Here is a 24,191-nt window from a genome sequence, read left to right as displayed (position 1 = left end):
ATTCGCCTGCCAATGAGGGAATACGAATTAAAACCGTCTGATTCGGATGCCCGCATATGACACGTTGAGTTTGTTTTTTTTAAATCTTTATTCTTTTTAAGGAGTTTAATCATGAAACATTTGAAACTGGTTGCCGCTTTGGCCACTGTATTTGCTGCTTCCTCCGTATATGCGTTACCGGATAAATTTGAATCCAATCCCGATGGTGCGACATCCGCAGCAAATACAATCAATAGCGAAAAACACATTGGTGTATCTGTTGTAGACAGCGGAGATTACAAAGGCAAAGCCGCCATTTATGTCCACGATGAAAATGCTACAACAAATAACAGCAAGGGCTTGGCAAACAACAAGCATGTTTCCTTTGCCAAAATCGACAAAACCGCCGGCAATATTATGGTCAGATGGTTTGCCAAAAGCATCTTGGGTCAAGACGGCAACAATGTAACCGTAGCCCATATGTACAAAATGAAAGGCCTGCTGTGGGACAACATCCCCAAAATGCCCGACCATTCCCACCTCGGCCGCATGTCCTATGCCAAAGTGGGCGATTTGGACGTGTACTTCGGCGACTGGGACAACACCAAGTCCGGTGCGAGTGCCGTCAATAAAAACGTTGCCACCAACAACTACACCGTGTTCTACAGCGGCACAGGCAAAACCGCCAAAATGCCCACCAGCGGCACCGCCACCTACGACGTTAAAGGCATCAACCAGCACTACGAACAAGGCACGGCTGTCTTGCGCGGCGACCTGAAAGCCGACTTCGGCAAAAAAACGCTGACCGGCACCCTGTCCAGAGCAGGCGGCGACCTGAAAACCCTCGGCATCAACGCCAACATCCAAACCGCCCAAGCCGCCTTCTCGGGCAAAGCCGTCGCCAACAACAGCGTAAACGGCACCACCTCGGGCAAATTCTTCGGCAACAACGCCGCAGGCCTCGCCGGCATCGCCCAGTTCAACGATAAAAAACTGAACACCGCATACGGCGGCGCAAAGAAATAAGCAATTGATTCAAACAAACAACACCTTGTTTACAAAAAAAAATGGAAGAGAAATAAATTTTTATTTTTACAGGACAATCATGACCGACGGGCGGAAAAAACTTTCCGCCCGCCTTTTTAACCCAAAACCCAAACCCACGTAGGGTGTGTCGCCCCAGCGACGCACGCGTCCCAAAAACCAAGCAAGACCCTGCATAGGCTAGCACGTAGGGTGTGTCGCCCAAAGGCGACGCACGCGTTCCAAAAACCAAGCAAGAACCCGCATAGGCTAGCACGTAGGGTGTGTCGCCAAAGCGACGCACGCGTTCCCAAAAAACAAGTAAGAACCCGCATAGGCTAGCACGTAGCGTGCGTCGCCAAAGCGACGCACGCGTCCCCCAGTACCGCAACAGACACACCCGCCGCAAAAACAAAACCCGCGTGCGTGGCTGCGCCACACACCCTACCCAAACCGCAGAGCTAGCACGTAGGGTGTGTCGCCCAAAGCGACGCACGCGTCCCCAAAAAGCAAGTAAGAACCCGCATAGGCTAGCACGTAGGGTGTGTCGCCCAAAGGCGACGCACGCGTTCCCCAAACCCCGCAACAAAACCCGACTCAAAAAACAAAACCACACCCCAAAAACCCAAACCCCGCTTTTCAGACGGCCTATAATCCGCACCATCCCGCCTGATTCGCAAACGGACACACCATGACGCGCTACCGCCGCAATTTCGTCGCGGGCGGCACCTTTTTCTTTACCGTGAAACTGGCCGACCCGAAATCCCGTCTGCTGGTAGAACACATCGGCCTGCTGCGCACGGCCTATACCGACGTATGCAAAATGTATCCCTTTGAAACACTTGCCGTCTGCGTCATGCCCAACCACCTGCACTCCGTGTGGACGCTGCCGCTCGGCGATGCGGACTACTCCCTGCGCTGGCGTTTGATAAAAAGCCGCTTCTCCGCACACCTGCCCGCCGCCGACCGCTCCGCCAGCAAACTGCGGCGCGGCGAGCGCGGCATTTGGCAGCGGCGTTTCTACGAACACACCGTGCGCGATGAAACCGATTTGCAGCGGTGTGCCGACTACATCCATTTCAACCCGGTCAGACACGGCTTCGCCGCTACCGTGCGCGACTGGCCGTTTTCATCGTTCCACCGCCTCGTCCGCGCGGGAATACTGCCACCCGATTGGGGCGGAACACGGGAAACGGAAATAATGAACTTCGGCGAATAGCAAAATAACGGAACACCCGCGCAAGAACCCACGTAGGGTGTGTCGCCCAAAAGCGACGCACGCGTCCCAAACCGCCACAATAGACACACCCGCCGCAAAACAAAAACCGCGTGCGTGGCTTACGCCACACACCCTACCCAAACCGCAGAGGCCGTCTGAAAAAACACGTAGGGTGTGTCGCCCAAAGGCGACGCACGCGTCCCCCAAACCCCGCAACGGACACACCCCGCCGCAAAAACAAAAACCGCGTGCGTGGCTTACGCCACACACCCTACACAAACCGCAGAGGCCGTCTGAAAAAACACGTAGGGTGTGTCGCCCAAAGGCGACGCACGCGTTCCCAAAAAGCAAGTAAGAACCCGTATAGGCTAGCACGTAGCGTGTATCGTCCCAGCGACGCACGCGTCTCCCAGTACCACAACAGACACACCCGCCGCAAACACAAAAAACGCGTGCGTGGCTGCGCCACACACCCTACCCAAACCACAAAGGCCGTCTGAAAAAAAACACGTAGGGTGTGTCGCCCAAAGGCGACGCACGCGTCCCCCAGTACCACAACAGACACACCCGCCGCAAAACAAAAACCGCGTGCGTGGCTGCGCCACACACCCTACCCAAACCACAAAGGCCGTCTGAAAAAACACGTAGGGTGTGTCGCCCAAAGGCGACGCACGCGTCCCCTGAAACCACACAACAAAATCCGCCCACACGAAACCCATGAATCCGCGCCTGTTTTTCCTCCCTCTGCTGTTTGCTCCGCTGTCCGTCCTCGCCGACAACGAAGACACCCGCCTGCAACTGAAATACGGCATCGAAGCGCGGCAGCAGCGGCAGGAGGGGGAGAAAGTGGGGGATTTGTCTTTCGGCACGGCCGCGCCGCAGGAGGCCGACGATCTGCCGCTGGCTCTGATGAAGGCGGTAAACGCGCAAAACGAAGCCGAAACCCTGCGCCTGCTGGAAATCTACAAAACGCAGCCCGATGCCGATCCCGATATGGTGCTGTTTGCCGAAGCGAATCTGGCTCTGTTCCGCAACGATATGCAGGGCGCGATCGCGCTGTACCGCAGGCTTTACCAAAGCAATCCGCAATTTGTCCGCGCCAAGCTCGATTTGGCGCGTTTGCTGTTTGCCGACAAACAAAACAGGGAATCGGCCGCGCTTTTCGCCGGCACCGACATTCCCGAACGGCCTGCGGTAAACGAAAAAATCCAAGGCTTCTCCGCCGCGCTGGCCGAACGCGACGCATGGAACGGCTCGCTTTCCCTCGGCGCGGGATACGATTCCAATATCAACCGCTCCTCCGCCGCCACCATACTGCGCGAACAGCAAAGCTGCGGCTTCGACGCAAACGGGCAGCCGATACTCGACGCACACGGCAACCTTACCTGCCGCAGCGAATGGCTGCCGGTCAAAACGCCCGACGCAATCGAAGGCCGCGCATGGGCATACGAAGCCGCCGCCGGCCGCCGCATCTCGCTCCAAGGCCACCACGGCATACAGTTTTCCGGCTACGCGCTGGGCAGAATCTATCCGCAGCAGCGCGAATACGCCGAACACAGCGTCAGCCTCGGCAGCGCGTACAGCTTCCAAAACAAAGACACCTCTTTCAGCATCGGCCCGCAGCTCCAATACGACTGGTCGGGCGGCGCGATGCAGGACAGCAACGCGGGCATCAGCGCGTCATACAGCCGCACCTTCGCCGGCAAAGCCTCGCTGGCCGTTCAGGCGGAACACAAATACGACCGCTACCGTGGCGGCTACCGCCACTTCAACGGCCCGCAAACCCTGCTCTTTGCCACCGCCGTTTACGCCCTGACGGAAAACGCCGTCCTCTTCGGCGGCTACGACTACCTGCGCAAAAACAGCCGCGAAAAAGTCGATTCCTACCGCCGCCACGGCCTGCGGCTCGGCTTGGACAAACGCTTCCAATCCGGCATAGGCGCAACCCTGCTCGCCACCCTGCGCCAAACCGCCTATCAGGACTACCACGCCTGGCTGGACACCCGCCGCCGCGATTCCGAACGCACCATGCAAATCGACCTGAAATACGACCGCCCCGCCCTGCGCGGCTTCATCCCCGTCCTCTCCCTGAAACGCACCTCCAACCACAGCACCTCGTGGGTAAACCGCTACAAACGCAACGAAATCACCTTCAAACTGCAATATGCGTTTTAACAAAACCACGGCAGAGGCCGTCTGAAAAACAAAAAACTCAGCCTGTATCCCAACCCGACGCGGCGTCTCCGTAGGGTGTGTCGCCCAAAGCGACGCACGCGTCCCCAAACCGCCGCAACAGACACCCCGTTCCCAAAACAAAAAAACGCGTGCGTGGCAGAGCCACACACCCTACCCCAACCGCAAAGGCCGTCTGAAAACACCCGCCCCGCAACAAACCTACTCCCTCCCTGCGTTCGCGCGGGGGAGGGTTGGGGAGGGGGTGGTGGTTTGCAGAACCGCTTTTCCTGCCGCCTTGCTTTCCTGCAAATGTCTGCCGAGCGACAGCAGCCCCCACCCTAACCCTCCCCCGCAGGCGGGAGAGGGAACAAACGGCAGAGGCCGTCTGAAAAACAAAAAACACATCCCGTACCCCGTAGGGTGTGTCGCCCAAAGGCGACGCACGCGTTCCCCAAACCACGCAACAGACACCCCGTTCCCAAAACAAAAAACCGCGTGCGTGGCTGCGCCACACACCCTACCTTAGCGGCAGAGGCCGTCTGAAAAAACACCGCCAACCCCGCATCCCCTGCGTAGGGTGTGTCGCCAAAGCGACGCACGCGTTCCCCGCTGCAAATGTCTGCCGAGCGGCAACAGCTTCCACCCTGCGCCTCCCCCGCAGGCGGGAGAGGGAACAAACGAAGAGGCCGTCTGAAAAGGCAAAAACCCGTTTTCAGACGGCCTCTGCCGCCAAAACGGGGGCTTAAAGTAAAATTGTTGATAATTTTACGCGGTGTGTTTATATTCCCGCCCGTCCTTTTTCCAGCCACCCAGGAGCCAGCCATGTACACCCCAAAAACCATCGATTCCGTCGTACGGTTCATCAAAGACAAAGAAGTCCGCTTCGTCGATTTGCGCTTTACCGACACCAAAGGCAAGCAGCACCATTTCACCGTGCCCGCCCGCGTAGTGCTCGAAGACCCCGAAGAATGGTTTGAAAACGGCCAGGCATTCGACGGCTCGTCCATCGGCGGCTGGAAAGGCATCCAGGCTTCCGATATGCAGCTTCGCCCCGACCCGTCCACCGCATTTATCGACCCGTTTTACGACGATGCCACCGTGGTTTTCACCTGCGACGTCATCGACCCGGCCAACGGCCAGGGCTACGACCGCGACCCGCGCTCCATCGCCAAACGCGCCGAAGCCTATCTGAAATCTTCCGGCGTGGGCGACACCGCCTTCTTCGGCCCCGAGCCGGAATTTTTCGTATTCGACGGCGTGGAATTTGAAACCACCATGCACAAAACCCGCTACGAAATCACATCAGAAAGCGGCGCATGGAGCAGCGGCCTGCACCTCGACGGCCAGAACACCGGCCACCGTCCCGCCGTCAAAGGCGGCTACGCACCCGTCGCACCCATCGACGCAGGCCAGGATTTGCGCTCGGCCATGGTCAACCTCCTGGAAGAAATCGGCATCGGAGTAGAAGTACACCACAGCGAAGTGGGCACCGGCAGCCAGATGGAAATCGGCACGCGCTTCAATACGCTGGTCAAACGCGCCGACCAAACCCAAGACATGAAATATGTCATTCAAAATGTCGCCCACAACTTCGGCAAAACCGCCACTTTCATGCCCAAACCCATCATGGGCGACAACGGCAGCGGCATGCACGTCCACCAATCCATCTGGAAAAACGGCCAAAACCTGTTTGCCGGCGACGGCTACGCCGGCCTCTCCGACACCGCGCTCTACTACATCGGCGGCATCATCAAACACGCCAAAGCACTCAACGCGATTACCAACCCCTCGACCAACTCCTACAAACGCCTCGTGCCGCACTTCGAAGCACCGGTGAAACTCGCCTATTCCGCCCGCAACCGCTCCGCCTCCATCCGCATTCCGTCTGTCGGCAGCAGCAAAGCGCGCCGCATCGAAGCCCGTTTCCCCGATCCCACCGCCAATCCGTATCTGGCCTTTGCCGCGCTCTTGATGGCCGGTTTGGACGGCATTCAAAACAAAATCCACCCGGGCGAACCGGCCGACAAAAACCTGTATGATTTGCCGCCCGAAGAAGACGCACTCGTACCCACCGTATGCGCCTCGCTCGAAGAAGCCCTCGCCGCACTCAAAGCCGACCACGAGTTTCTGCTGCGCGGCGGCGTGTTCAGCCAAGACTGGATCGACAGCTACATCGCCTTCAAAGAAGAAGACGTGCGCCGCATCCGTATGGCACCGCATCCGTTGGAATTTGAAATGTATTACAGCCTGTAACGCAGCCTGTATGGTCAGAAAGAGGCCGTCTGAAAACCTGTTTGCGGGTTTTCAGACGGCCTCTGCCGTTTGCTCCCTCTCCCGCCTGCGGGTTAGGGTGGGGGCTGTTGCCGCTCGGCAGACATTTGCAGCGGGGAACGCGTGCGTCGCTTGGGCGACACACCCTACGGGGTACGGGATGTGTTTTTTGTTTTTCAGACGTCCTCTGCCGTTTGTTCCCTCTCCCGCCTGCGGGGGAGGGTCAGGGTGGGGGCTGTTGCCGATTGGCCGACATTTGCAGGAAAGCAGAGCGGCGGGCAAGGCGGTTTTGCAAACTGCCGCCCCTTCCCCAACTCCCCCCCCCGCGCGGGCGCAGGGGAGGTAGGTTTGTTGCAGATTCGGGGACGCGTGCGTCGCTTTGGCGACACACCCTACGCGGGGGGTGGGATGTGTTTTTTGTTTTTCAGACGACCGCCCGCGTTTGCGCGGCGGTCGGCAAAATTCCTTATGCGGAGGGGAACGCGTGCGTCGCTGTACGGCACACCCTGCATTGCTTCGGCATGGCGGGTAATGTGGCCGTTCGGGTGGGGTGTGCCGCCCAAGCGGCGCACGCGGTTTTTGCGGGCAGAGGGTTGGGCGGAATCGGAAAACATTAGGCCGTCTGAAACCTTCCTGCGCCCTTGCCCGACTTTGTACACAATTCCGCTATAATGCCGCCTTTACCCGACTTAAAGTTTGTTAAATAATGAATACACCGGCAAACAAGCTGCTCGAACGGCTCTTCGGCCTTTCCGCCCACAGCACAAACGTGCGCACCGAAATCATGGCGGGCATCACCACTTTCCTCACCATGTGCTACATCGTCGTCATCAACCCCGCCACCCTGTCGCAGGCGGGCATGGATTTCGGCGCGGTGTTTGTCGCCACCTGCATTTCCGCCGCCATCGGCTGCTTTGTGATGGGGCTGGCGGCCAACTATCCCATCGCCCTCGCCCCGGGCATGGGTTTGAACGCCTACTTTACCTATGCCGTGGTCAAAGGCATGGGCGTGCCGTGGGAAGTGGCTCTGGCCGCCGTGTTTGTTTCCGGCATCATTTTTTTATTGTTCAGCTTTTTCAAGCTGCGCGAAATGTTGGTAAACGCCCTGCCGATGAGCCTGAAAATGGCGATTGCCGCCGGCATCGGCCTCTTTCTCGCCCTCATCGCCCTGAAAAACGCCGGCATCATCATATCCAGCGATGCCACGCTGGTAAAAATGAACGACATCTATATCAAAGCCGCCGACGGCGCGAAAAGCCCCAACTGGCCGCTGCTGCTCGCCCTGCTCGGCTTTTTTCTGATTATCCTCCTCGACTACCTGCGCGTGCGCGGCGCGATCATCCTGGGCATCCTGGCCGTAACCCTCTTGGGCATCCCGCTGGGGCAGACCGAGTTTAAAGGCGTGGTGTCCGCCATCCCCAGCCTGCAACCCACCCTGCTGGCGATGGACTTCAACGGCCTTTTCCACGGCAGCATGATTGCCGTCGTCTTCGTTTTCTTTCTGGTGGATCTTTTCGACAGCACCGGCACGCTGGTCGGCACCACCCACCGCGCCGGCCTGCTGGAAAACGGCAAACTGCCCCGCCTCAAACGCGCCCTTTTGGCCGACTCCTCCGCCATTATCGCCGGCGCGGCCATGGGCACTTCCTCCGTTACCCCCTATGTGGAAAGCGCGGCGGGCGTGGCGGCGGGCGGGCGCACCGGCCTCACCGCCGTAACCGTCGGCGTGTTGATGCTCGCCTGCCTGTGGTTTTCGCCGCTGGCCGCCACCGTTCCCGCCTTCGCCACCGCCCCTGCCCTGCTCTACATCGGCATCCACATGCTGCGCTCGGTGCTGGAAATCGACTGGGAAGACCTGACCGAAGCCGCCCCCGCCTTCATCACCATCGTTTTCATGCCCTTTACCTACTCCATCGCCGACGGCATCGCCATGGGCTTCATCAGCTATGCCGCCATCAAGCTCCTGTGCGGACGCACCAAAGACGTGCCGCCTATGGTGTGGCTGGTGGCCGTGTTGTGGGCGGCAAAATTCTGGTTTCTCGGCGTGTGAAAACGCAAGAAAGGCCGTCTGAAAACCCAGCTTGGGCAAAGCCGGGGCGGGTTTTCAGACGGCCTCTGCCGTTTGTGCGGCGGGAGGGGGCGCGTGCGTCGCTGTGCGACACACCCTACATTGTTTCGGCACGGTGGGTCATGTGGCCGTCCGGACAGGGTATGCCGCCCAAGCGGCGCACGCGTTTTCTGCAAACGGCGGCGTTTGGCGCGATGGAAAACGAGGCCGTCTGAAAACACGGATTCGGGGGTGCAATTGTGTTTGCAGTTTTCAGACGGCCTCACCCGCTTGCCGCCCCTGCCCCGATTTGGCACAATGCCGCACGTTTGTCAGCGATTCTTTCTTTTTTTCAACTAAGGGAAAACCATGGGCATCCTTACGCTTATCCTCATCATACTGGCCGCAGCCGCTTTCTGGCTGGTCAAAACCTACAACCGCCTGCAAACCAGTATGCAGAACATCCGCGAAATGTATTCCAACCTGCAAGCCGGCCTCAAAAAGCGGCAGCAGCTCAGCGGCCAAATCATCGAAATCGCCTCCGGCTATATGGCGCACGAACAGCTTACCCAGCTCAAAGTCGCACAAAACAACCCCGGCCAGATGCAGGTTCTCGCCCAGGCTTTTCCCGAGCTGAAAGCCGATGCCACCTACCAAAAGCTCATGCAGCAGCTTGAAAACCTCGAAAACGACATCCTCGCCCGCCGCGAAAACTACAACAACCGCGTCAATGCCTACAACAGCTACCGCAACTCCTTCCCCGTCGTCCTCGTTGCGCAAAAACTCTCTTTCGACATCATCCAATACTTCGACACCGACGACGAAAAATTCGACTTGCAGGCACAAAGTTTCTCCCGCGACGACACGCAGGCACTGCAACAGTTTATCGGCGAAAGCACCAAAGCCGCCGCCGGCACCGTCTCCCATGCCGTCAAACAAATCAACCAGGGCGTGTCCCAGCTCAAAGACAAAATCGACGGCAAACCCGTGCAGGAAACCGACGGCGCAAGCCCGCCCGAAAACCAGCAGCCCGATTCCCCGCAGTCCGAACAACCGCAGCCCGATTCCACCGATGCCGGCGGCAGCCGCGACACCCAGGAAAACAAATAAGGCGGGCGTAACGCACAAAGACAGCAGGCCGTCTGAAATCCGTTTTCAGACGGCCTCAAAGCGTCCCCGCACCCTGAAAGGCCGTCCGTACAATGCAGCCCCTCACGCAAAACCGCCTCGACGCATGGCTCACGCGCCACCCGCCGCGCCCGCAGCTGCGCGGCCTGAGCCGCTTTGCCGTCGAATTTTGGTTTTTCGGCCTCAAAGAAGCCCGCGCCTGCCTGTTTGCCGGGCTGTTTTTCCTGACCGTGTTTGCCGTGCCGCGCGGCGGATGGTTCGGCATCGCCCGCTACGACATCCTGCTGCTGGCCGCCCTCGCCATGCAGGCCGCCATGCTGCTGTTCAAACTCGAAACCCGGGACGAAGTCAAAGCCATCACCCTCTTCCACATCGTCGGCTTCGCCCTCGAACTCTTCAAAACCTCGTCCGCCGCCGGCTCGTGGAGCTATCCCGAACCCGCTTGGAGCAAAATCGGCGGCGTACCGCTGTTTGCCGGCTTCATGTATGCGGCGGTGGGCAGCTACATCATCCAGGCCTGGCGGCTGTTCGGCCTCAAAATCAAAAGCCACCCGCCCCATCTTTTGGCCGCGCTCTGCTCGCTGCTGATTTACGCCAACTTCTTCACCCACCACTACATCGGCGACTACCGCTGGTATCTTGCCGCCTTCGCCCTCGGCCTCTACGCCCGCACCGCCGTGCTGTTCACCCCCTACGACACCGAACGCAGAATGCCGCTGCTGCTGGCCTTCGTCCTCATCGGCTTTTTCATCTGGCTGGCGGAAAACGCCGCCACTTTCGCCGGCCTGTGGCGTTATCCCAACCAAATCGGCGCATGGTCGGCCGTGCACATCGGCAAATGGAGCTCGTGGGCGCTGCTGGTGATGATGACCTTCACCATCGTTGCCCACCTCAAACACATCAAGCACAGCATCGCCGTTTCGCGCGATTAGGCCGTCTGAAAACCCTGCCGCGCAGGCGGTTGCAAACGGCCTGCCGCGTTATAATCCCGCCCCGATACAACCCGACAAAAGGAAAACCCGAATGATCACCCCCCAGCAGGCCATCGAACGCCTTATCGGCAACAACGAGCTTTTTTACGACGAAATGACCGACCTGATGCGCCAAATCATGAGCGGGCAGGTCGCGCCCGAACAAACCGCCGCCATCATCACCGGCCTGCGGATTAAAGTGGAAACCGTGTCGGAAATCACCGCCGCCGCCGCCGTGATGCGCGAATTTGCCGCCAAAGTGCCGGTGAAAGATGCCGACAGCCTGGTCGATGTCGTCGGCACGGGCGGCGACGGCGCGAAAACCTTCAATATTTCCACCGCCTCCATGTTTGTCGCCGCAGCGGCGGGCGCGAAAGTGGCCAAACACGGCGGGCGTTCCGTGTCTTCGTCCAGCGGCGCGGCCGACGTACTCGAACAAATGGGCGCAAACCTCGCCCTCACGCCCGAACAAATCGCGCAAAGCATAGAAGAAACCGGCATCGGCTTTATGTTTGCGCAAAACCACCACAGCGCGATGCGCCACGTCGCCCCCGTGCGCCGCGCACTCGGCTTCCGCAGCATTTTCAACATCCTCGGCCCGCTCACCAATCCGGCAGGGGCGGCAAACCAGGTATTGGGCGTGTTCCACACCGACCTGTGCGGCATCCTCTCGCGCGTGTTGCAGCAGCTCGGCTCCAAGCACGTTCTCGCCGTTTGCGGCTGCGACGGCCTGGACGAAATCACCCTCACCGGCACGACCCGCATTTCCGAACTCAAAAACGGCCAAATCAGCGAATACGATTTCCATCCGGCCTCCTGCGGCATTGCCGTCCGCCCGAACCTCGACGACATCAAAGTATCCGGCAGCGAAGAATCCCTGCGTAAAATCAACGAGGTGTTAAACGGGGAACACGGCGCGGCACGCGACATCGTGCTGCTGAACGCCGCCGCCGCGCTGTATGCCGGCAACGTGGTGCCGTCGCTGGCGGAAGGAGCGGAAGCGGCACGCGCGGCCATCGATTCGGGCAGGGCAAAAGCCAAACAGGAAGAATTTACCGCCTTCGGCAAACGCTTTGCCTGACGGCGGGCGCAACATCCGCCTCCGCAGCGTTTTTATCGTTATCCCAAACAGTAAAAATCTTTCCGACAAAAAACGCAGGATACGCGGCCGATACCGCGCATCCTGCGTTTGCTTTGTCCGTTTTCAGACGGCCTCGAAAGCCTTGCAGGCCGTCTGAAAACCGTCGGAACAGAAAATATGCCTTGCCGTACAGCCCGTACGGCAAGGCATATTTTTTTGTCCCGTTCTATTTTTTCTTTTTCAACACCAGCCACAAAAACACCAGGCCGCCGGCAAATTCGATGACGACGCTCAACACGGCCTTCATGCCGAGCACGTGTTCAAACAAAGCCTGTCCGCCGACAAGCAGCACGGCGGCGGTCAGAAACACCATCGGCAGGCGTTGGCTGTGGCGCATACTCGGGCTGAAACGGTCGGCCAGCGCGGCCACGAGCAGGCCGAAAAAGCTCACCGGGCCGACAACGGCGGTGGCGGTGGCGGTAAGGGCGGCAATCCACACCAGCAGCCACAGCGTGTTGCGGGTGTAGCTGATGCCGAGGTTCACGGCCTGGTCGCGGCCGAGCAGGTATACGTCGAGGCGGTGGCGTTCGCGCCAGACAAACACGACGCTGGCCGCCATCACCAGCGCACCTGCGGCGAGCAGATCGGAATGGATGGTGTTGAAATTGGCGAAGCTGCTGCTTTGGGCGGCGGCAAATTCTTCCGGATCGATCAGGCGTTTCAACAGGGAGGAAAAGCTGCGGAAGAATACGCCGAATATCACGCCGATTAATATCATCCGCGCCAAATCGCGCCCGCCCTGCCGCAGCAGGGTGTTGAACAGCAGCAGCGAGCCGCCCATCATCGCCGCCAGTTCGAGGACGAATTTGCCGGTGGGCGGCATCATGCCGTAGCCCGCGCCGCCGAGCATCACCACCAGCAGGGTTTGCAGGAAAATATAGAGCGAGTCGAAGCCGAGAATGGAGGGCGTGAGGATGGGGTTGTTGGTGAGGGTTTGGAACAGCAGGGTGGATACGCCCACGGCGTAGGCAGCCAGCAGCAGACCCGCCAGCGTGGTGCCGCGCCGGCGCAGGACAAATTCCCAGCCGCCCTGCACATTGAGGGTGAGAAACAGGGCGCAGGAGGCCAAGAGCAGGGCGAGCGCAATCCACAGGGGCTTGTTGCGCGAAAATATGTTTTCAGACGGCATGGGCAGGCTTTCTCATCAGGAGATAGAGAAACAGCACCGTGCCGAACACGCCGAACACGGTGGACACGGGTATCTCGAAGGGGTAGCGCACGGTGCGGCTGACGATGTCGCAAAACAGCACCATGCCCGCACCGAGCAGGGCGACGGCGGGCAGGCCGGCGCGCAGGCGGTCGCCCATCAGTCGGCTGACGATGTTGGGGACGACGAGGCCGATAAAGGGTATGCCGCCCACGGTTACCACCACCAGCGAGGTAATCAGCGACACAATCAGCAATCCCGCCCACAGGATGGCGCGGCGGTTGATGCCGAGATTGACGCTCACGGTTTCGCCCATGCCGGCGATGGTGAGGCGGTCGGCAATGAGGTAGGCGAGTGAGGCGACGATGCCGCCGAGCCAGAGCAGCTCGTACCGCCCCTGCAAAATGCCGGAGAAATCGCCCGCCTGCCACACGTCGAGCATCTGCATCATCTCGTTTTCATAGGCGGTGAACACCGTGAGCGATTCGATCACGCCGCCGAAAATAATGCCCACCAGCGGCACCATCAGCTGCGCCGTGGGCGGCAGGCGGGAAATCAGTGCCATAAACAGCAGCATTCCGGCCATGGCGGCGGCGGCGGCGAAAGACATTTTCAGCATCAGGCCCGCCGCCGGATAGGCCAGCGTCAGCAGCACCAGCGCAAGGGCCGCGCTTTGGGTCGCGCCCACCATCGAAGGCTCGACGAAACGGTTGCGCATCAGAATCTGCATAATCATCCCCGCCACCGCCAGCGACGCGCCGCTCAACACCACGGCAAACGTGCGCGGCAGGCGGCTTACCACCATCAGGCTCAGGCTGTCCGACGGGGAAAACACCTGCGCCCAACTGAATTCGGCCACGCCGATCGACAGGCTGAGGCCGAACAGCAGCAGCAGCGCGGCAAGGCTGGCCGCGTAAAGAAAAAAGGGTTTTTTGTCCATAAATTTTGAAAACGGATTTTGTCCGCAGCTTTGCACTCGGCTTGGAAGGTGTTTTTCAGACGGCCTCTGCGGCTGAGGCAGGGTGTGCGGCCTAAGCCGCGCACGCGGTTTTTGTTTGGAAAATGTGCCGTTTGTGCGGCAGACACAGCAGCTTTACATACACGGACAGTCAGATATTTATTGTCCGCAAACGTTTTTCAGACGGCCTGAAACGCATGAGGCCGTCTGAAAAGCTGCCGGAGCCTGCCGGCCTGCGGCTTATTTCGCCGCGTCAAACGCGTCTTTGAGCTGCTTGGTCGAATTGAGCAGCTCCTGCGCCCCGCCTGTGGCCAGATAGGTTTCCGGCAAGAGGTACACCACCTGCCCTTTCTTCCAGGCCGTGGTTTCGGCGATCAGCGGGTTGTCCAACACATCTTTCGCCGCCTGTCCTTCTTCGCCGATGGCGGCGGTGCGGTCGAGTACAAACAGCCAGTCGGGATTTTTCTCTTTCACATATTCAAACGACACCGGCTGGCCGTGCGAACCCTCTTTGATGGCCTCGTCCACCGGCTTCACACCGATGTCGCCGTGTATCCAGCCGCCCAGCCGCGACTGCGCGCCGAAAGCCGACAGCTTGCCGCCGTTTACCAGCAGCACCAGCCCGCTGCCCTTGCCCGCCGCAGAGGCTTTGGCTGCTTCAAAGGCTTGGTTGATTTCGTTTTTCAACGCGTCGGCTTCGGCTTTCTTGTTGAAAATCGCGCCGTAGGCATCGATGCGCTCGTCCGCGCTCTGGCGCATACGGTTGGAGTCGATGGTCATTTCGATGGTGGGCGCGATTTTGGCCAGCTCGTCATGCGCCTTCGCCATGCGTCCGCCGATGATGATGAGCTGCGGCTTGTAGGCATTGATGGCTTCGTAGTTCGGCTCGAACAGCGTACCCGATTTCACCGCGTCTTTCAGCGGCGCGTCCAAATAGGCCAGGCTTTGCGAATCGAGCGACGCGCCGATTTTCACGCCCAGTTTGCTCAATGTGTCGATTGCACCCAAATCGTACACCGCGATACGCTCGGGATTCTGCGGCACCACCGCTTCGCCGCGCAGGGTCTGCACCGCCACCGAACCGGCGGGAACGCTCTGCGCCGCAGCAGATGCACCGCCCTGCGGCGCATTTTGCGCACTCTGCGCGTTTTCCTGCCCGCCGCAGGCCGCCAGCACGGCGGCGCAGCACAAAGTCAAAACGGTATGGCTCAATTTCATCAAAAACACTCCCGAAAGAAAATAAATAAGGAAAGGAATGCAGCCGTCGGAACAGGCGGACGGCCGCCGCACAAACCGCATCCCCGCAGCGGCGGGGACGTTCGGTTTGCAAAATAAGAGCTATTTTCACATGAAAATACAGGATTTGACAATGAAACCGCCTCTTACCCCGTATGCAGACACGGCCGCACAAGACAGCAAAGCCGTCAAAACGCCTTCCGCCGCGCCGCAAACCGGCAGACGCAGATTGCGCCAAGCCTTCCGCCTGCCGCCAAACCATGCCCGCCGCCGCTTCCTTCCCTATGCCGACGGCGCACAAACGCGGCAAGGGCTGCGGGCGGCTGTCTTTTCGTTATGGTGGGACAAATAAGCAATCTGCGCCCCGGCCGGAAAAGCGGATTTTCTCAGGAATGAAACCAAGCCATGCCGGAAAAATCCGCCCCGCGCCGTCCGTACTGCTGCGGCCTTGTGTCTTTCCGTTTTGCCCCACGATGATACAGAAACAACAAACCGTCATTTTATTTTTATTTCTGTATTGACAGAAATTTTGAAATGATTAAAATGCCGCCAACCACTGCATTCAGGCCGTCTGAAAAACATCCGACAACGGTGTCCGCACAACGGAACTTTTCGGCATCCCACAGGCGGCGGCGCATAAAGGCCGTCTGAAAAACATAAGCCGCGTGCGCGGCTGCGCCACACCCTGCACAAATCCGCCCGTCCGCCCCATCCCCGCATTTATGCACCGGCCGGGATACGGACAGAAAGATTGGATTATGCGGAACAAAAGCCGGTTCCGACCCGGTTGGCGCATATCGGGCAGGATTCCCGCCCGAGCCGCCGCCGGGCATCAGGCGGTAACGGCAAAGCGGACGGATTGGCAAAAGCCGCCGCCTGCGCCACAGTAAAAATTTTTTAACCTGTTATTTCTGTTTTGACAGAAATTAAGAAAGAAAATAATGGATACCCGCCCCCGCATTCCAAACTATCTGCCCTACTCGCTCGGCATTTTGTGGCTGTGGAGCGGCTTGCAGCCGCTGCTTAGCGCACGGCAGGAATCGGAAGCCCTGCTGGCGGCGGTGGGTTTTCAGACGGCCTGGCAGTATCCCGTGTTGCTGGCCGCCTCGCTTTTGGATGTGTCGTTCGGCCTGCTGTGTTTCAGCCGCGCCCGCCGTATGCCCGCATTGTGGGCGGCGCAGGCGGCAACGGTGGCCGCTTACAGCGCGGTCATCGCCTGCGCCCTGCCCGAAATGTGGCTGCACCCGTTCGCGCCGCTGGTAAAAAACCTGCCGGTATTCGCGCTGATCGTGTATCTGGCGCAGGCGGCGCGGCGGCAGGCCGTCTGAAAACACCGCCGCGCAGCTTTCCCGCCAACCGTTTTTCCATTTTTCCACTAAGGAGCAAACCATGAATGCCTATCTCGTTGTCAAAACCCTGCATATCCTCTCGGCCACGCTGATGGTGGGCACCGGCTTCGGTACGGCGTTTTACCTCTTTTGGGCCAACCGCAGCGGCTCGGTACCCGCGCAGGCGGTGGTATCCAAATGGGTCATCAAAGCCGACTGGTGGTTTACCACCCCCGCCGTGATTTTCCAGCCCTTGTCGGGCTGGTGGCTGATGTCGCAGGCCAATCTGTCTTTCGACACACGCTGGATTGCATGGACTGTCGCGCTCTACCTGCTCTGCGGCGCGTGCTGGCTGCCCGTGGTGTGGCTGCAAATCCGTTTGGCCAAAATCGCGCAGGCGGCAAACGAGGCGGGCGAAACCGTGCTGCCCAAGCAGTATTGGCGTTACGCCCGGCTGTGGGAGCTTTTGGGCTACCCCGCCTTCTGTGCCACGCTGGTCATCTACTTCCTGATGGTGCTGAAACCGGCTTAGAGGCCGTCTGAAAAACCCTTTACGAAAGGAAACACCGTGAAACACCAAATCTTCTATGATGCCCAATGCCCGCTGTGCGTGCGTGAAATGGAGCTGGTGCTGTCCGACCGCCGCGCCGCCGAGTTTGAGCCCGTACCCGTGCAGGATAGCGGAGAGACGCTGCAACGGCACGGCATTACCCCCGCCGAAGCCATGACCTACCTGCACATTCTGCGTGCCGACGGCACAATGGTGCGCGGCATGGCCGCCGTGCGCCTGATGCACGAACACGCCACAGCCTTCACTCTGATAAAACTCGCCAACCTGCCGTTTGTCGCGCCGCTGGCCGACCGCCTCTACCCCTGGTTTGCCCGCCACCGCTACCGCTTCCCGCGCTGGCTGCTGCCGCGTCCCGCGTGTCAGGATGGTGTTTGCTGTCTTGCGCCTGAAAAAAGAATGAAAAAATGAAAAACGCGGCCGCCGCCGCCATACCTTCCCCTCCATATCAGCAATAAAAGGAAAAACACCATGCAAAACCTCGCCATCATCCTCATGGATGCAGCCGTTTCCCTTGCCGTCAGCCTGTCGTGCTGGTTTGTCGTCAGCCCCGGCCTGCGCAGCGTTCTCGCCTTTTTGTGCGACGACGAACGCGAAGGCGTAAAAGAAACCGGCAGCCGCTTCTGGCAGCGGCTCTACGGCGGCCTCACCGTCTTCATCCCCCTGCTGTGCGTCCTGCTGTTCGCGCCCAATTTCGGGCGCAGCCTGGCCGACAACCTGCTCTACGCCCTGCGCTGGTCGGTATTCGGCGGCGTGTCGCTGCTGCTCATGCTCGCCTATCTGGTGCAAAAGCAGATCCGTCTCAACCGCCTGGCCAAACAGCCGCCCGCCCCCGCAGACACAAACGCGCCAAGCTACCGCCTGCAACAGCTTGCCGCCCAACAGCAAACCGCCGACGGACAGCCGCAAGCATAAAACGGTTTCCGCAAAACGGTTTTCAGACGGCCTCCGCCGCCCAAACAGGCCGTCTGAAAACCGCCCCGCCAACCCTGTTCCGCAAAAAGGAAACATCATGGACATCCTCCTACTCGGCGGCAGCGGCTTCATCGGCCGCCGCACCGCCCGCCGCCTGCGCGAAGCCGGACACACCGTCCGCACCCCCGCACACACCGAACTCGACTTACTCCGTCCCGACCGCGCCGCCGCCCTGCCCCTGCTCGAAGGCTGCGATGCCGTCGCCAACTGCGTCGGCATCATGAGCCGCCGCGCCGGCCTCTTGGAAACCGTCCACCACCACACCCCCGCGCAGCTTGCCCGCTGGGCGAAAGAAGCCGGCGTAAAACACTGGGTGCAGCTCTCCGCCCTCGGCGCAAACCCCGCCGCATCCGCCGCTTTCGTAGCCAGCAAAGGGCGCGGCGACCAAGCCGTTGCCGCCGAGCTGCCCGCCGCCATCGCCCGCCCCTCCGTCATATACGGACGCGGCGGCGCAAGCTGCGAACTCTTCATCAAACTCGCCCGCCTGCCCCTGCTGCCCCTGCCCGCAGGCGGCGCGTTCGATTTGCAGCCGGTTCATGCCGAAGACGTGGCCGAAGGCCTCTGCCGCCTCGTCCTCAATCCGCCCGCCGCCGGCAGCGTCGTCGATATGACAGGCCGTCTGAAAACCACCCTCGCCGGCTATCTCGCCATCCTGCGCCGCATCCGCCACGGCAGGCCGCAGCCGAAAATAATCCCCATCCCCGTCGCCCTGCTGCGCCCCGTCCTGCCGCTAACCAAAATCCTGAGCAACGGCTTCCTCAGCCCCGACAGCATCAGCCTGCTGCAACAAGGCTCCTGCGCCGATTACGCCGCCTTTGCCGCCCTGCTCGGCCGCGAACCGCTCGGAGCGGACGAATTTGCCCGTTTCGATTAAAATCGGCTTCGTCGGACACGCGTCTGCGAAAACAGCAGCAAACGCCGTCCGGCCACACCGCCCTGCCCAAGCGGGGCAAACGCACACCCGCCCGCATACGAAAGGAGACACCCATGATCTACGGCATCGGCACCGACATCGTGCTGGAAAAACGCATCGCCGCCCTCTACAAAAAACACGGACGCACTTTTGCCGAGCGCGTGCTGCATCCGGCCGAGCTGCCCGAATTTGAAGCCGCCGCCCGCCCCGCCGCCTTCCTCGCCAAACGTTTTGCCGCCAAAGAAGCCGTTGCCAAAGCACTTGGCACAGGCATACGCGGTGCGGTATCCTTTCGCAGCATCGGCGTGAGCCACACCGCGCAGGGCAAGCCGGAAACCGTTTTCGCCCCGCCCCTGCAAGCCTTTCTCGACGAAATCGGTGTCGCCCGCGTCCACCTCAGCATCAGCGACGACAGCGGCACCATCTCCGCCTTTGCCATCGCCGAAAAATAACCTTCCGGCCAAGCCCGCCCCGCACCATCGGGGCGGCTTCCCGTACCTGAGGCCGTCTGAAAACGCCTCTTCCGCCGCCGCACCGTCCCGTTTAAGCGCACACCTGCCGGATAAAGGCCAAGCCATGAACAAAATCTTCCCCGCCCTCCTCCTCGCCGCCGCCCTGCCCGCCGCCGCACAGCCGCCGCAATTCCAAACCGGACAATTGCACGCCGAATACTGCCCCAAGCCCGCAGCAGCCTACGAATGCAGCGAATTCGTCCTCTCCCGCCCCGTCTTCCCCGACCCCGCGCACACCGCCTTCGCCGAACAAATCGTCCGCCAAACCTCCGCCGGCTACGGACTGGAAGCCCTGACCGAAGCCGCCGCCCGGAGCGAATTGGAAAAACGGGCCGGCAGACTCCGTGAAACGGCAGAAGCAGCCCACCCCGGCCGCCAATACACCGCCAACGTCTCCGCCTACACCGTCAAAGTCTCCGTAGCCGGCTACACACCGCGCTACCTCGTCCTCACCGCCTCCGACTACACATATGAAGACCATCAAGGCATAGGCAACATAGACGGCTACGTCATCCCCCGCAGCGGCAAACCCGTCCCCCTCTCGCTCGACGACATCCTCCTGCCCGGCAAAAAATCCGACTTCGCCGCCCTTTACGACCGCTCCCGCCGCGCCTACCTCAAAGCCGCCGGCCTGCCCGACCCCGACAGCCGTCCCGCCGACATCGGCCTGTTCTTCCGCATCTCGCAGAGATACCTCGAAAAATGGATCTTCGCCGAAAACGGCATCGCCTACGCCCACAACGCCCACTACACCGGAGCCTACGCCGACCCGTCCTACTTCGTCCTGCCCGCCGACAGCCTCAAAGGCATCGTCAAACCCGAAATCCTGCGCGAACTCAAAGCCTACCGCCCGCTGAAAAACTGATTGTTCAGACGGCCTGCCGCAGCGCAGAGGCCGTCTGAAAACCACCCCGTCCGACAACCGATTTTTTTAACCGTAAAAAGGCCGAGCCATGAACAAAATCCTTCCCGCCCTCCTCCTTGCCGCTTTCGCCCTGCCCGCCGCCGCGCAGCCGCCGCAGTTCAAAACCGCGCAATTCCAGGCTGAATACTGCCCCAAACCCGCAGCCGACCCCGAATGCAGCAAATTCTCCATCTCCCGACCCGTCTTCCGCGACCGGCAGCAAACCGCGTTCGCCGAACAGCTCATCCGCCAAATGACCGCCACCGACGGCCTCAAAACCCTGACCAAAGCCGCCGCCCTGCAAAAACTGAAAAAACAGGTCAACGAAAGCCGCGAAGGGAAAGAAGCCTACCCGCGCCACGAATACTTCGCGGAAGTCGCCCCCGAAGGCTACACCCCGCACTACCTCGTCCTCACCGGCATCGACTACATCTACGGCGGCGGCCCGCACGGCCTCGGCAGAGAAACAAGATACATCATCCCCCGCAGCGGCAAGCCCGTTCCCCTCCGGCTCGACGACATCCTCCTGCCCGGCCAAAAACCCGCCTTTGCCGCCCTGCACCGCCAGGCCCTCACCGACTACTACCTGGCAGAAGGCAACCGCACCCGCGAAGAAATCGAAGAAGGCTTCAACAACAAGCGCAGCTCCCACTACCTTACCGACGAAGTTCTCGAAAGCAGCTGGAGCTTCGACAAAAACGCCCTTTCCTACGCCTACAACTCATACAGCTTCGGCGGCTATACCGACACCCCCGCTTTCAAACTGCCCGCCGCCAAACTCAAAGGCATCGTCAAGCCCGAGATCCTGCGCGAACTGGAAGCCTACCGCCCGCTGAAAAACTGATTTTCAGAAACGCCGTCCCCGCCTGTATCCCGCATGGAATACGGGCGGGGACGGCTTTTGCCAATGCAAAGGCCGTCTGAAAACACCGCCGCACAGGCAGAACCAAGCCGGCGCGTCCGCCGCCCAAACCCAACCGGAAACCGCCATGCCCCACACCCGCCCCGCCACCGCCGCCATCGCCTTCGGCAGCAACCTCGGCGCATCTGCCGACACAATCGCCCGTGCCGCCGCACACCTCCGCGCCCACCCGCAAATCCTGTCCCTGCGCCTCTCCCCCCTCTACCGTACCGCCCCCGTCGGCTATGCGGACCAGCCCGATTTCACCAACGCCGCCGCCATCATCGAAACCACCCTTTCCGCCCGCAGCCTCCTCGCCCTCATGCAGCAGACCGAACAAGACTTCGGCCGCGAACGCCCCTTCCCCAACGCCCCGCGCACCCTCGACCTCGACCTCATCGACTACGCACACACCGCATCCGACGATCCCGCCCTCACCCTGCCCCACCCCCGCGCCCACCTGCGCGCCTTCGTCGTCCGCCCCCTGTCCGACCTCGACCCGGCCTATCCGATAGGCCGCCACGGCACGGCTGGCGCATTGGCCGAAACACTCGGCACAGCAGGCATCACACGCTTAGAGGCCGTCTGAAAACCCGTTTTACAAGGTTTTCAGACGGCCACCGGCTTGGCGGCAGACGCAAACCCGCCGCAGCATATGCCCCGAAACGCAGGATGTATCGCCCAAAGGCGACGCACGCGCTCTTGCCGCAACAACAAAAGGCCGTCTGAAAAATGCCCGACCGATACACCACCCCGAATCCTGCCGTCCGCCCGTTCCGTCCTTTCCATGCCTGCCCATCCGGCAAAACGCGGGCGCAAACCTTGGCAAAACGCCGAAACCGGCCGAAATCCGTCATTCCCGCGCAGGCGGGAATCTTCCCGGATACTTTGAAACCCTGTCAAAACAGCCTGCCGTCTTATCGCAACAAAATAGAGCCTTATCGCAATCGGGCAGCCTGCGGCACGGACAAAGTTTGCGCACGGCAGGCAAGCCATACGGATACAAAACCGATTGGCCGCCGCGCGGCGGATTTGGTTTGCACGATTCGTTTTCAGACGGCCTCCAACTTAGCTGCAAACACAAACACGCCGCCGTATATGCCCCGAAACATAGCGTGTGTCGCCCTAAGGCGACGCACGCGTTCTGTCCGCAACAACAATCCGCCCCCCCTGTCCAACCCCACCTATCCGACAGGCCGCCACGGCACGGCGGGCGCATTGGCCGAAGCACTCGGCACAGCAGGCATCACACGCTTAGAGGCCGTCTGAAAACACGGATTCGGCGGGTTTGGAACCCTGCTTGCGATTTTCAGACGGCCTGCCGCATTGCGGCAGAAAGCGCGTACCTCGCAGTGCGCGGTACACCCTGCGCGGGACTCGGCAAGAGGAAATGAAAACAGGCCGTCTGAAAACGCAGATTTGTTTTTCAGACGGCCCCTGCCGTTCAGCCAGGGTATGCAGCCCTGCCACGCACGCGGTTGCGGACACTTGCGGCATTTTCCAATACGGAACAGAAAGGCCGTCTGAAAACAGTTTTTCAGACGGCCTCTGCCTTTAAGCAAACGCTTAACCGCCGCCGTATCTTGCGCGGCGGCGTTTGCAAACGGTTAGAGATAGAATTTTTCCAGCACTTCCAGCCGCTCGCCGAGCCGGTACACCAGCGGCTGTCCGGTGGGGATTTCCACGCCCATAATGTCGTCGTCGGAAATGTGTTCCAAATGCTTGACCAGGGCGCGCAGGCTGTTGCCGTGGGCGGCAACGAGCACCCGTTTGCCGGACAGCACGGCGGGCGCGATGCGGTCGTGCCATATCGGCAGCACGCGCTCGAGCGTGATTTTCAGATTTTCGCCGTCGGGAACGACATCGGCGGGCAGGTGGGCGTAGCGCGGATCTTTGTGCGCGGAAAATTCGTCGTCCGCATCGAGCAGCGGCGGCAGGGTGTCGTAGCTCCTGCGCCAGATGCGCACCTGCTCGTCGCCGTATTGTTCGGCGGTTTGCTTTTTGTCCATGCCCTGCAGCCTGCCGTAGTGGCGTTCGTTCAGCCGCCAGCTTTTGATTTGCGGCACATAGAGCTGGCCGCATTCTTCGAGCACGATGTTGCAGGTTTTGACGGCGCGGGTCAGCACGGAAGTAAAGGCCAGGTCGAAGCGGTTGCCGCGTTCTTTGAGCTTGCGTCCGGCTGCCTGCGCTTCGGCAACGCCCTTTTCGCTGAGATTGACATCGCGCCAGCCGGTGAAGAGGTTTTTGGCGTTCCATTCGCTTTGCCCGTGGCGGATGAAGACGAGTTCCATAGTTTGCTCCTTTGTTTGCGGATTGGTGGGATTGGCAAGAGGCCGTCTGAAAACGGTTTTCAGACGGCCAAAAAACGGGGCACGCGGGACGGACGGTAAGCCGGGTTCTGTCGTCGGACAGTCATTCGTCTAGACACACCGTTGCCGGTGTGTTCGAGCGGCCTACCCGAACGCTCGGCGGGCAGCGTCGTCGCGTTCTGTTTGGCCTTGCTGCGGATGGGGTTTGGCCTGCTGCGCCCTGTTGCCAGGTGCACGGTGCGCTCTTACCGCACCTTTTCACCCTTGCCCGTGCCGCCTTTTCAGACGGCCGTCGGCGGTTTTGCTTTCTGCTCCACTTTCCGTCGCGTTGCCGCGCCCGGCCGTTAGCCGGCATCCTGCCCTGTGCAGCCCGGACTTTCCTCCCCGTATGCCTTACGCGATACGCGGCGACTGTCTGTCCGACCCGTGTGCGGCGCGGATTATAGCGGAAAAGGGAAAAGGCCGTCTGAAACTTTCAGACGGCCT

The 24,191-nt window shown here is 60.4% G+C and carries 26 protein-coding genes and 1 other RNA gene; 21 read left to right on the top strand and 6 right to left on the bottom strand.

Annotated elements, in window-relative coordinates:
- The first annotated feature begins 111 nt into the window (after nt 1–111).
- The 5 genes from DYE40_RS08170 (at nt 112) to glnA (ending at nt 6,649) form a co-directional block, all read left to right on the top strand.
- Nucleotides 112–1,005 carry a Slam-dependent surface lipoprotein gene (locus DYE40_RS08170; protein WP_172461241.1) on the top strand — a complete coding sequence of 298 codons (894 nt, stop codon included), beginning with the start codon at nt 112–114 and terminating at the stop codon, nt 1,003–1,005.
- A 688-nt stretch (nt 1,006–1,693) separates the two neighbouring features.
- A complete protein-coding gene (locus tag DYE40_RS08165) occupies nt 1,694–2,221 on the top strand; it encodes an REP-associated tyrosine transposase (protein WP_115308620.1) in 528 nt (175 codons plus the stop codon).
- Nucleotides 2,222–2,938: 717 nt separating this feature from the next.
- Entirely contained in the window at nt 2,939–4,396 is a 1,458-nt protein-coding gene (locus tag DYE40_RS08155) for a porin family protein (RefSeq protein ID WP_115308618.1), read from the top strand.
- Nucleotides 4,397–4,818: 422 nt separating this feature from the next.
- Nucleotides 4,819–5,142 (top strand): hypothetical protein, encoded by a 324-nt coding sequence (locus DYE40_RS12305; RefSeq protein ID WP_147286613.1) that lies wholly within the window; start codon nt 4,819–4,821, stop codon nt 5,140–5,142.
- A 76-nt stretch (nt 5,143–5,218) separates the two neighbouring features.
- On the top strand, nt 5,219–6,649 hold the full coding sequence (gene glnA, locus DYE40_RS08150) for a type I glutamate--ammonia ligase (RefSeq protein ID WP_115308617.1): 1,431 nt from the start codon (nt 5,219–5,221) through the stop codon (nt 6,647–6,649).
- 410 nt (nt 6,650–7,059) lie between these two features.
- Here the strand turns inward: glnA and DYE40_RS08145 are convergent, their stop codons facing one another.
- Nucleotides 7,060–7,281: a hypothetical protein gene (locus DYE40_RS08145; RefSeq protein WP_115308616.1), complete on the bottom strand. Its 222-nt coding sequence runs from the start codon at nt 7,279–7,281 to the stop codon at nt 7,060–7,062.
- Between the two features lie 92 nt (nt 7,282–7,373).
- Here DYE40_RS08145 and DYE40_RS08140 point away from each other — a divergent pair, with 92 nt between their 5' ends.
- From DYE40_RS08140 to trpD, 5 genes are all read left to right on the top strand, one after another.
- Nucleotides 7,374–8,717: an NCS2 family permease gene (locus tag DYE40_RS08140; RefSeq protein ID WP_115308615.1), complete on the top strand. Its 1,344-nt coding sequence runs from the start codon at nt 7,374–7,376 to the stop codon at nt 8,715–8,717.
- Nucleotides 8,714–8,950 carry a hypothetical protein gene (locus tag DYE40_RS12300; RefSeq protein WP_147286612.1) on the top strand — a complete coding sequence of 79 codons (237 nt, stop codon included), beginning with the start codon at nt 8,714–8,716 and terminating at the stop codon, nt 8,948–8,950. The genes DYE40_RS08140 and DYE40_RS12300 overlap by 4 nt, the downstream gene beginning before the upstream one ends.
- Nucleotides 8,951–9,083: 133 nt before the next feature.
- Nucleotides 9,084–9,824 carry a LemA family protein gene (locus tag DYE40_RS08135; protein ID WP_115308614.1) on the top strand — a complete coding sequence of 247 codons (741 nt, stop codon included), beginning with the start codon at nt 9,084–9,086 and terminating at the stop codon, nt 9,822–9,824.
- Between the two features lie 92 nt (nt 9,825–9,916).
- Nucleotides 9,917–10,774: a DUF817 domain-containing protein gene (locus tag DYE40_RS08130; RefSeq protein WP_115308613.1), complete on the top strand. Its 858-nt coding sequence runs from the start codon at nt 9,917–9,919 to the stop codon at nt 10,772–10,774.
- A gap of 91 nt (nt 10,775–10,865) precedes the next feature.
- Nucleotides 10,866–11,894, top strand: a complete 1,029-nt coding sequence (gene trpD, locus DYE40_RS08125) for an anthranilate phosphoribosyltransferase (RefSeq protein WP_115308612.1) — start codon at nt 10,866–10,868, stop codon at nt 11,892–11,894.
- A gap of 226 nt (nt 11,895–12,120) precedes the next feature.
- Here trpD and DYE40_RS08120 read toward each other — a convergent pair whose 3' ends face one another.
- From DYE40_RS08120 to DYE40_RS08110, 3 genes are all read right to left on the bottom strand, one after another.
- On the bottom strand, nt 12,121–13,083 hold the full coding sequence (locus DYE40_RS08120) for an iron chelate uptake ABC transporter family permease subunit (RefSeq protein ID WP_115308611.1): 963 nt from the start codon (nt 13,081–13,083) through the stop codon (nt 12,121–12,123).
- Nucleotides 13,073–14,041 carry an ABC transporter permease gene (locus tag DYE40_RS08115; RefSeq protein ID WP_115308610.1) on the bottom strand — a complete coding sequence of 323 codons (969 nt, stop codon included), beginning with the start codon at nt 14,039–14,041 and terminating at the stop codon, nt 13,073–13,075. The genes DYE40_RS08120 and DYE40_RS08115 overlap by 11 nt, the downstream gene beginning before the upstream one ends.
- Before the next feature lie 258 nt (nt 14,042–14,299).
- The gene (locus DYE40_RS08110) at nt 14,300–15,277 is read right to left on the bottom strand and encodes a siderophore ABC transporter substrate-binding protein (protein ID WP_115308950.1); all 978 of its coding nucleotides are present in this window, start codon (nt 15,275–15,277) and stop codon (nt 14,300–14,302) included.
- 37 nt (nt 15,278–15,314) lie between these two features.
- Between DYE40_RS08110 and DYE40_RS08105 the strand changes: the two genes are divergently transcribed.
- The 11 genes from DYE40_RS08105 (at nt 15,315) to DYE40_RS12630 (ending at nt 22,665) form a co-directional block, all read left to right on the top strand.
- Complete coding sequence (locus DYE40_RS08105; protein WP_147286611.1) at nt 15,315–15,647, top strand: hypothetical protein; 333 nt, start codon at nt 15,315–15,317, stop codon at nt 15,645–15,647.
- Nucleotides 15,648–16,236: 589 nt separating this feature from the next.
- Nucleotides 16,237–16,623, top strand: a complete 387-nt coding sequence (locus DYE40_RS08100) for a DoxX-like family protein (RefSeq protein WP_115308608.1) — start codon at nt 16,237–16,239, stop codon at nt 16,621–16,623.
- A gap of 61 nt (nt 16,624–16,684) precedes the next feature.
- Nucleotides 16,685–17,155, top strand: a complete 471-nt coding sequence (locus DYE40_RS08095; protein ID WP_115308607.1) for a DUF2269 family protein — start codon at nt 16,685–16,687, stop codon at nt 17,153–17,155.
- Between the two features lie 36 nt (nt 17,156–17,191).
- Entirely contained in the window at nt 17,192–17,602 is a 411-nt protein-coding gene (locus tag DYE40_RS08090; RefSeq protein ID WP_244731454.1) for a thiol-disulfide oxidoreductase DCC family protein, read from the top strand.
- 60 nt (nt 17,603–17,662) lie between these two features.
- Entirely contained in the window at nt 17,663–18,106 is a 444-nt protein-coding gene (locus DYE40_RS08085; protein WP_115308606.1) for a hypothetical protein, read from the top strand.
- A gap of 97 nt (nt 18,107–18,203) precedes the next feature.
- A complete protein-coding gene (locus DYE40_RS08080; protein ID WP_115308605.1) occupies nt 18,204–19,040 on the top strand; it encodes an NAD-dependent epimerase/dehydratase family protein in 837 nt (278 codons plus the stop codon).
- A gap of 113 nt (nt 19,041–19,153) precedes the next feature.
- The gene (gene acpS / locus DYE40_RS08075) at nt 19,154–19,531 is read left to right on the top strand and encodes a holo-ACP synthase (RefSeq protein ID WP_115308604.1); all 378 of its coding nucleotides are present in this window, start codon (nt 19,154–19,156) and stop codon (nt 19,529–19,531) included.
- Between the two features lie 124 nt (nt 19,532–19,655).
- Nucleotides 19,656–20,456, top strand: a complete 801-nt coding sequence (locus DYE40_RS08070; protein ID WP_115308603.1) for a TolC family protein — start codon at nt 19,656–19,658, stop codon at nt 20,454–20,456.
- Between the two features lie 88 nt (nt 20,457–20,544).
- Nucleotides 20,545–21,339, top strand: a complete 795-nt coding sequence (locus DYE40_RS08065; RefSeq protein ID WP_115308602.1) for a hypothetical protein — start codon at nt 20,545–20,547, stop codon at nt 21,337–21,339.
- Between the two features lie 145 nt (nt 21,340–21,484).
- Nucleotides 21,485–21,985: a 2-amino-4-hydroxy-6-hydroxymethyldihydropteridine diphosphokinase gene (folK, locus tag DYE40_RS08060; protein ID WP_115308601.1), complete on the top strand. Its 501-nt coding sequence runs from the start codon at nt 21,485–21,487 to the stop codon at nt 21,983–21,985.
- Nucleotides 21,986–22,494: 509 nt separating this feature from the next.
- On the top strand, nt 22,495–22,665 hold the full coding sequence (locus DYE40_RS12630; RefSeq protein WP_172461240.1) for a hypothetical protein: 171 nt from the start codon (nt 22,495–22,497) through the stop codon (nt 22,663–22,665).
- 338 nt (nt 22,666–23,003) lie between these two features.
- Here the strand turns inward: DYE40_RS12630 and DYE40_RS08055 are convergent, their stop codons facing one another.
- Nucleotides 23,004–23,687 carry a 2,3-diphosphoglycerate-dependent phosphoglycerate mutase gene (locus tag DYE40_RS08055; protein ID WP_115308948.1) on the bottom strand — a complete coding sequence of 228 codons (684 nt, stop codon included), beginning with the start codon at nt 23,685–23,687 and terminating at the stop codon, nt 23,004–23,006.
- Nucleotides 23,688–23,767: 80 nt separating this feature from the next.
- Nucleotides 23,768–24,132: RNase P RNA component class A (rnpB, locus tag DYE40_RS08050), an RNA gene on the bottom strand.
- Nucleotides 24,133–24,191: the final 59 nt, after the last annotated feature.

Source organism: Kingella potus (assembly GCF_900451175.1).
Lineage (GTDB): Bacteria > Pseudomonadota > Gammaproteobacteria > Burkholderiales > Neisseriaceae > Neisseria > Neisseria potus.
This window is presented reverse-complemented; position numbering and strand designations above follow the sequence as displayed.